This is a genomic window from Ramlibacter sp. (genome assembly GCF_035706265.1).
Lineage (GTDB): Bacteria > Pseudomonadota > Gammaproteobacteria > Burkholderiales > Burkholderiaceae_C > Ramlibacter.
The window spans coordinates 1-7,616 of sequence record NZ_DASSVG010000030.1 but is presented as its reverse complement, the minus strand read 5'-3'; the positions used below and the strand labels follow the sequence as shown (position 1 = coordinate 7,616).

The 7,616-nt window shown below is 69.5% G+C and carries 7 protein-coding genes; 5 read left to right on the top strand and 2 right to left on the bottom strand.

The window, feature by feature from the left end:
* Positions 1-378: 378 nt before the first annotated feature.
* On the top strand, positions 379-3,177 hold the full coding sequence (locus VFM98_RS01040) for a multicopper oxidase domain-containing protein (protein ID WP_325108027.1): 2,799 nt from the start codon (positions 379-381) through the stop codon (positions 3,175-3,177).
* A gap of 153 nt (positions 3,178-3,330) precedes the next feature.
* Here VFM98_RS01040 and VFM98_RS01035 read toward each other — a convergent pair whose 3' ends face one another.
* Both VFM98_RS01035 and VFM98_RS01030 read right to left on the bottom strand, forming a co-directional pair.
* Positions 3,331-3,960 (bottom strand): response regulator transcription factor, encoded by a 630-nt coding sequence (locus VFM98_RS01035; protein WP_325108026.1) that lies wholly within the window; start codon positions 3,958-3,960, stop codon positions 3,331-3,333.
* Complete coding sequence (locus VFM98_RS01030) at positions 3,957-5,327, bottom strand: HAMP domain-containing protein (protein WP_325108025.1); 1,371 nt, start codon at positions 5,325-5,327, stop codon at positions 3,957-3,959. The genes VFM98_RS01035 and VFM98_RS01030 overlap by 4 nt, the downstream gene beginning before the upstream one ends.
* 202 nt (positions 5,328-5,529) lie before the next feature.
* Here VFM98_RS01030 and pqqA point away from each other — a divergent pair, with 202 nt between their 5' ends.
* The 4 genes from pqqA to pqqD are packed head-to-tail and all read left to right on the top strand — an operon-like array spanning position 5,530 to position 7,615.
* Positions 5,530-5,604 (top strand): pyrroloquinoline quinone precursor peptide PqqA, encoded by a 75-nt coding sequence (pqqA, locus tag VFM98_RS26155; protein WP_414708962.1) that lies wholly within the window; start codon positions 5,530-5,532, stop codon positions 5,602-5,604.
* Between the two features lie 54 nt (positions 5,605-5,658).
* The gene (pqqB, locus tag VFM98_RS01025; protein ID WP_325108024.1) at positions 5,659-6,579 is read left to right on the top strand and encodes a pyrroloquinoline quinone biosynthesis protein PqqB; all 921 of its coding nucleotides are present in this window, start codon (positions 5,659-5,661) and stop codon (positions 6,577-6,579) included.
* 20 nt (positions 6,580-6,599) lie between these two features.
* Positions 6,600-7,343 carry a pyrroloquinoline-quinone synthase PqqC gene (pqqC, locus tag VFM98_RS01020; RefSeq protein WP_325108023.1) on the top strand — a complete coding sequence of 248 codons (744 nt, stop codon included), beginning with the start codon at positions 6,600-6,602 and terminating at the stop codon, positions 7,341-7,343.
* The gene (gene pqqD, locus VFM98_RS01015) at positions 7,340-7,615 is read left to right on the top strand and encodes a pyrroloquinoline quinone biosynthesis peptide chaperone PqqD (RefSeq protein WP_325108022.1); all 276 of its coding nucleotides are present in this window, start codon (positions 7,340-7,342) and stop codon (positions 7,613-7,615) included. Before pqqC ends, pqqD begins: the two co-directional genes overlap by 4 nt.
* Position 7,616 lies beyond the last annotated feature (1 nt).

Genomic DNA, 7,616 nt, shown 5'->3' with positions numbered 1-7,616 from the left:
CATCGGCCCGGCACGGCCGGCCTGCCTACACTTCCCACGCGCCCTCCGAACGGCGCCCATGACCTTCCCAAAGCCCCCGCCGCCATGCGCGGCCCTCGGCGCTTCCACTTCGACTTAAGAACCATGCATTTCCATGCAATGCCGCGCTTTGCGCCGGGCCCGCTTGCATGGTTTTCTCGTGGGGAAAAACCCCCCGTTTCCGGGGGTGAAAATACCCCATGATCCATCCTGTTTCACACTGAAATGTCGCCGGCCCCCGCTTTTCGGTAGTGAAACCTTCGTGTTCAGGTAGTGGTCAGGATTGGCACGACCGCTGCATTAGTGCTTTCGCAGGATAGATAGCGTCCCCAACGCAACCCCACCCCACACGGAGCACTCATGAAGCAGAACACCGCCCCCACCCCAGGCGTGCAGCCGCTCAACAAGTTCGTCCTCACCGCGGTCGCCATCGCCGCCCTCGCGTCGACCACGCTGTCGGCGCAGGCGGCCCTCGACGTCACCGGCCCGCCGCCCGCCACCGACCCGTCCCACTACACGGACCAGCCCGCCAATCCCACCCAGGCGCTGCAGGACCTGCTGCAGGCGACGCCGGCCAACGAAGGCAGCATGGAGCTGCCCAATGGCGAGGTGATGGAGAACAAGCGGATCGTCAACATCGAGAACGTGATCCAGCGCGACGACCTCTATCCGTTCAACTACCCCACCAACGGCCTGCCCAGCCCGCTGTTCGGTGCCCAGCCGTTCACGCAGAAGCTGCTGATGTTCGAGGAGTTCGGTCCCGAGAAGCTGGACCCGAACGTGCAAGCCGGCACCCTGCCCTTCCCGCGCCCGGCCTCGGGCCCCGCGCCGGAGCAGGAAGCCGAAGTCGCGCGCAGCGGCCCTGCCGCCGCGGACCTGGACATCTTCCTGAAGCAGGCCGGCATCTCCCCCTTCCCCACCCGCGAGTCCAACACTTCGCTGCAGAACCCCTGGAAGCCGGACATCGAGTTCTTCCTCGGCCGCTTCCTGACCAACCCGCCGGCGGAAGGCCGTCCGCCGGGAGAAGGCTGGGCGCACCAGCGCTGGAACGAGTTCTACCCGCAGTCCTTCTTCAAGACCGTGCAGGCGGGTGCGCGGGTCAATGGCGGCCTGCGTGACAACAAGCAGCTGCACAACTACGCGGTGGGCGAGTTCGGGCCCGGCGGCCTGTACTACAACACGGCCGACAACAGCAACCCGGCGTTCAACGGCACGACCAGGGGCATCGCGATCAAGTTCCACCCGAACATGCCGGTGCAGGACCACAAGTCGATCTGGACCTTCGACGGCACCCTGCCGCCCAAGCTGCTGATGGCCCGCTACGGCCAGCCGATGCTGATGCGCCACTACAACGCGCTGCCGATCGATCCCCAGGCCAACATGGGCTTCGGTCTGCACACGATCACGACGCACGAGCACAACGGCCACTCGCCGGCCGAAAGCGACGGCTTCGCCAACGCCTTCTTCTTCCCCGGCCAGTTCTACGACTACCGCTGGCCCCTGCAGCTCGCCGGCTACGACTCCATCAACACCACCGCGTCCGACGCGCGGGCCTCGTTCCCGTGCGCTCCCGGCGAGACGCTGTGGGTGAACGACGCCAGCCCCGGCATGAAGACCTGCCAGAACGGCAAGATCAACATCCGCGGCGACTGGCGCGAGACGATGTCGACGCACTGGTTCCACGACCATATGCTCGATTTCACGGCGCAGAACGTCTACAAGGGCAACGCCGTGATGATGAACTACTACTCCGGCCTGGACCGCGGCAACGAGGCCATCAACGACGGCGTCAACCTGCGCATGCCCTCCGGCACCGCCATGCCCTGGGGCAACCGCGACTACGACGTCAACCTGGTGATCGGCGACAAGGCCTGGGACCAGACCGGCCAGCTGTGGTTCAACCCGTTCAACACCGACGGCTTCATCGGCGACCAGCTGCTGACGAACTGGCAGTACAAGCCGGTGCTGGACGTGCGGGCGCGCAAGTACCGCTTCCGCATCCTCAACGGCTCGGTCTCGCGCTACCTCTCGATCGCCATCGTGGCGGAAGTGCCGGGCAACTCCGGCGAACTGAAGGGCCCGGCCGGCTCCGGCGTGACGTACAGCCGCGTGCCCTTCCACATGGTCGCCAACGACGGGAACATCCTGGAGCACGCGGTGCCCTTCGACGGCACGCTGGACCTGGATGGCAACGGCAACGCCAACGAGCACAAGGGCTGGCTGCCGACGCAGGCGATCGCCGAGCGCTACGACATCATCGTCGACTTCTCCAAGTACAAGACCGGCACCAAGATGTACTTCGTCAACACGATGCACCACGACACGGGCATCAAGGCGAAGTACAAGGTGGCGCTGGCCGACATCCTGTCGGAGAAGTACAAGCCCATCCTGGATCCGAACAAGACCAGCTGGGACAAGGGTGACCCCGCCGTCGGCAAGTTCATGCAACTGGTGGTGCAGCCGTACAGCGGCGTCGACCAGAGCATGAACCCGGCCCTGTACGAACCCGCCAAGCCCGGCAAGGCCGCGGGCATGAAGATGATCCCGCTCTGGCTGGATCGCAACAACGCGGCGCAGATGGCCGCGCTGCGCAGCGCCCGCTACCGCACCTTCGACTTCGGCCGCTCGAGCGGCACGGACCTCGATCCGTGGACCATCAAGACCGACGGCGGCGACTCCTACTGGGCCGACCCGCGCCGCATCAGCGCCGCGCCGCAACTGGCCAGCGGCCCCACGGACGCCGGCGCACCGACGGTGGATGGCACGACGGAAGTGTGGAGGATCACCTCCGGCGGCGGCTGGAGCCACCCGGTGCACATCCACTTCGAGGAAGGCATCATCCTGGACCGCAACGGCAACCCGCCGCCGGAGTGGGAGAAGTGGTCTCGCAAGGACGTGTACCGCGTGGGCGGCGACCCCGAGAGCGGCGGCTCCCTCACCGTGGCCCTGTGCTTCCGCGAGTTCGCCGGCACTTACGTGGAGCACTGCCACAACACCCAGCACGAGGACAACGCGATGCTGCTGCGCTGGGACGTGGAGCACCCGGGCCAGTTCCAGGTGATGCCCAACCCGATGCCGACGTGGGACGGCGTGGAGTACGCGCCTTCGGTGGGCATCCCCACCTTCCGCACCGGCCTGGGCAGCTTCGGCAGCCAGTGAGATAAAGCAACGTCGTTGAGAGTGGAGCGGACGGCTGCCGGGGGGCGCCGTCCGCTTCCTTTTTTCCACCTGAATTTCCCGGCGCCGCCGCCCCGTAGGCTGGAGCTGAGCGATCGAGGCGACCGCCTCGGTCCGCCGAAGCCCAGCGATCCCTCAAGGCTGGATCAACCCCCACCGCAGCCCGATCAGCGTCAGCTCCGCCTGGTTCGCCACCCGCAGCTTCTGCTTGATGTTGTACAGGTGCGTGCCCACCGTGCTGCTCGCGAGCTTCAGTTGCTCCGCGATCTGCGGCACGGTGCAGCCCTGGGCCAGCTGGATGAAGACGGCGAACTCGCGCTCGGTGAGCACGTCGGAGGGATTGGTCTCGCCTTCCACCTGCGCCAGCGCGATGCGCTGCGCGATCCCGGCATCGATGTAGCGCTCGCCGCGGGCCACCGTGCGCACGGCCTCGATCAGCGCATCCGGTGCGCTGCGCTTGGAAAGATAGCCCAGCGCGCCACCGGCGAGCGCACGCTGCGCGTACGGCGTCGCGTCGTGGGCCGAGAGCGCCAGCACCCGCGCCTGCGGGCTGTGCGCCAGCAGACGGCGCACGGCCTCCAGCCCGCCCATGCCCGGCATGGAGATGTCCATCACCACCACGTCGGGCCGCAGCCGCGGATAGTCGCGGCAGGCCTGCTCGCCGCTCTCGGCCTCGCCCACGACCTCCATCTGCGCCGTGGCGAGCAGCATGCGGAATCCCATGCGCACCACGGCGTGGTCGTCCACCAGCAGCACGCGGATCATGCGGCGGCCTCCGCGGCCGCGGCCACGGGCGCGAGCGGCAGCCGCGCGCGCAGCTCGGTGCCGCCTTCGGCGCGGCGCGCCAGGCCCAGCTCGCCGCCCAGCGCGTCGGCGCGGTCGCCCAGCCAGCGCAGGCCGAAGTGGCCGGGCCGGCTCCAGTCCGCGGGCGGGCCGACGCCGTCGTCGAGCACCCGGACGACCAGTGCCTCGTCCTCGCGCGCCACCAGCACGCGCACGCGGCGCGCCGCCGAATGCTGCAGCGCGTTCGTCAGGCCCTCCTGCACGATGCGATAGGCCGCCAAGGTGGCGGCCGCGGGCAGCTCGGGCGGCAGTTCGCGCAGGTCCTGCTCGATGCTCACGCCGGGATGCGCGGCGCGCGCGCGCTCCACCAGGCCTGCGATCGCCCCGGCCAGGCCCAGCGTCTCCAGCTCCATCGGCGCCAGCCGCGGGATCATGCTGTGCATCGCCTCGTAGAGCCGCCCGGCCTCCTCGGCGATCACGCCGGCCGCCTGCGCCGATTCGCGGTCGGCCTCGCCGCAGCGCCGCGCCACCGACAGCGCCAGGCTGCGGATCGCCGTCACCGACTGCCCCAGCTCGTCGTGCAGCGCGCGGGCGATCTCGCGCCGCTCCGATTCGATGTGGGTCTCGATCAGGCCGGCCAGCTCGCGCGAGGCGGACAGCCGGCGCTCGGCCTCGAAGGCGCGCTGCCGGTTGGCCAGGTTTTCCTGCAGCACGGCCGCCATGCGGTTGAAGGCGGCGGCCAGCGCCCCGGCCTCGCGCCCCGGCAGCGCCGGCAGCGTCACGCTGAAGTCGCCGGCCTTGAGGCGATCCAGCGCCGAGACGATCTGCGACAGCGGCCGCAACGCGCGGCCCATGGCCCAGAAAACGAGGAGGTTGATGACCAGCAGGCCGGCGGCGCCGATGGCCGCCAGTGTCACGACCTCGTCCCAGCCGTCCAGCACGGCGCGCGAGGGCTCGGCCTCGATCGTCATGCGGCCCCACCCGAACTGGATCACCTGGCGCGAAGGCGGCGGCAACACGAGCGCGGCGAACCACCGCGGCGCCTCGCGGCCCATCTTGTACGTGGAAGGCGGCGAGCGGTAGAGCACCGTGCCCCCGGCGTCGGTCACCGTGATCTCGTTGGCCCGCACCCGCCCCAGCCGGTCGAGGAAGCGCACCAGCGCGTGCGGCCCCGACTGCGCGTAGACGAGCGCCACGCGCGCCAGCAGCTGCGTGCTCACGCGGTGCGTCGCGGCGATCTCCTCGCGCACGGCGTTGCGCAGGTTGTCGAGCTGGAGGGCGATCATGGCTGCCACCAGCACCGTCACGATGCCTGCCACGATCAGGTTGATGCGCAGTCGAAGGCTCATCGGTTGCGGTCCTCGCTCCGGCATTCGGCCTCAAAGCGCGGGCCTTGGCAATCGGGAGCGGTCCCGCAGATTCATGAAAATCTGGAGGGCTGCCTAAGGCTGCGGCTCTGGACGCCCGCCGGCGCACGCCCCTAAGCTTGCTTGCGCCGCTTTGCCGGGGGCGGCGAATCCTTTCCCCGGTGTACTTGCGAGGAGAAACGCCATGACCTGGACCACACCCCAAGCGGTGGACCTGCGCTTCGGCTTCGAAATCACGATGTACGTGGCCGCCCGCTGAGGCGGCCCCCAGCGGCATTGCGCCCACAAGGTGCGGTGCCGCGGAAGGATCACCATGCGCGTGCATGTCCTGGGCGCGGCGGCCGGCGGCGGCTTCCCGCAATGGAATTGCAACTGCGGCAACTGCGCGCGCATGCGTGCCGGCCGCCTGAAGGGCCGGCCGCGCACGCAGTCGTCGATCTGCGTGCAGGGGCTGCCCGGGCCCGACTGGGTCCTGGTCAATGCCTCGCCGGACATCCTGGCGCAGATCAAGGCCACCCCCGCCCTGCAGCCGAACCGGGCGCTGCGCGACAGCGGCATCGCCGCGGTCGTCCTGAGCGACGGCCAGGTCGACCACTCCACCGGCCTGCTGATGCTGCGCGAGAGCACCCGGCCGCTGCCGCTGTGGTGTACCGACCCGGTCCACGAAGACCTCACCCGCGGCAACCCGATCCTCGGCGTGCTGGGCCACTTCTGCGGTGTCGAGCGCCACGCCGTGCCGCTCGACGGCAGCGCCTTCGCGGTCGAGGGCGTGCCGGGGCTGCGGATGGCGGCGCTGCCGCTCGCGAGCAAGGCCGCGCCCTATTCGCCGCACCGCGAGCATCCGGTGCCGGGCGACAACATCGGCCTGACCTTCACCGACACGGCCAGCGGCCGCAGCGTGTTCTACGCGCCCGGCCTCGGCGAACGCAGCGAGGCCGTCGATGCGGCGATGCGCAGCGCCGATTGCGTGCTGGTGGACGGCACCTTCTGGACCGACGACGAGATGATCGCGCAGGGCCTGGGCCGCAAGACCGGCCGCAGCATCGGCCACCTGCCGCAATCCGGCCGCGGCGGGATGCTGGAGTGGCTGGACGAGTTGCCGCGCGCCACGCGCAAGGTGCTGATCCACGTGAACAACAGCAATCCCATCCTCGACGAGGAGTCGCGCGAGCGCGCCGAACTCGATCGGCGCGGCGTCGAAGTCGCCTGGGACGGGATGGAGATCGAACTCTGAAGCAGCAAGGAAGGACCTCCATGGGCACCCCCATCGACCCCGCACTGGCCCCGCCGCGCGCACCCGAGACGCGGCCCGCGTGGAGCCGCGAGGATTTCGAGGCCCGCCTGCGCGACAAGGGCGCGGCCTACCACATCCACCATCCCTTCAACGTCATGCTCAACACGGGCAAGGCCTCGAAGGAGCAGGTGCGGGGCTGGGTGGCCAACCGCTTCTACTACCAGATCGCCATCCCGGTGAAGGACGCGGCAGTGCTCTCCAACTGCCCGGACCGCGAAGTGCGGCGGGCCTGGGTACAGCGCATCCTCGACCACGACGGCAGCGGCGACGACCCCGGCGGCATCGAGGCCTGGATCCGCCTGGGCATGGCGGCGGGGCTCGGGCGCGAGGAGATCACCGACCTGCGGCACGTGCTGCCGGCGATCCGTTTCGCGGTGGACGCCTACGTCAACTTCGCCCGCCGCGCGCCGTGGCAGGAAGCGGTGTGTTCCTCGCTCACCGAACTGTTCGCGCCCGAGATCCACAAGCAGCGCCTGGCCGGCTGGCCCGAGTACTACCCCTGGATCGAGAGCGACGGCCTGCAGTACTTCCGCAACCGCGTGAGCCAGGCGCGGCGCGACGTCGAGCAGGCCCTGGCACTCACGCTTTCGCACTTCACCACCCGCGCCCAGCAGGAGCGCGCGCTCGACATCCTGCAGTTCAAGCTCGACATCCTCTGGGCGATGAACGACGCGCTGGCGCAGCACTACGGGGTGCGCGCATGACGGCGCCGACGGTGGCGAGCCGCCCGCGCGTGGCCCCCGGCTTCCGCCTGCAATGGGAGCCGGCGCAGCAGTGCCACGTGCTGCTCTACCCGGAAGGCATGGTCAAGCTGAACCAGAGCGCGGGCGAGATCCTGCGCCGCTGCGACGGCGCGAGCGACGTGGATGCGATCGTGGCGCAGCTCGAAGAGGCCTTCCACGCCACCGGCCTGCGCGAGGACGTGCTCGCCTTCCTCGCCATCGCGCAGCAGCAGCGCTGGGTGGAGCTGGAATGAC

Excerpts from the sequence above, each read along its gene's own strand:
- VFM98_RS01035 (WP_325108026.1), bottom strand. The coding sequence starts at position 3,960 with ATGATCCGCGTGCTGCTGGTGGACGACCACGCCGTGGTGCGCATGGGA.
- pqqD (WP_325108022.1), top strand. The coding sequence starts at position 7,340 with ATGACGGCGCCGACGGTGGCGAGCCGCCCGCGCGTGGCCCCCGGCTTC.
- VFM98_RS01040 (WP_325108027.1), top strand. The coding sequence starts at position 379 with ATGAAGCAGAACACCGCCCCCACCCCAGGCGTGCAGCCGCTCAACAAG.
- pqqB (WP_325108024.1), top strand. The coding sequence starts at position 5,659 with ATGCGCGTGCATGTCCTGGGCGCGGCGGCCGGCGGCGGCTTCCCGCAA.
- pqqC (WP_325108023.1), top strand. The coding sequence starts at position 6,600 with ATGGGCACCCCCATCGACCCCGCACTGGCCCCGCCGCGCGCACCCGAG.
- VFM98_RS01030 (WP_325108025.1), bottom strand. The coding sequence starts at position 5,327 with ATGAGCCTTCGACTGCGCATCAACCTGATCGTGGCAGGCATCGTGACG.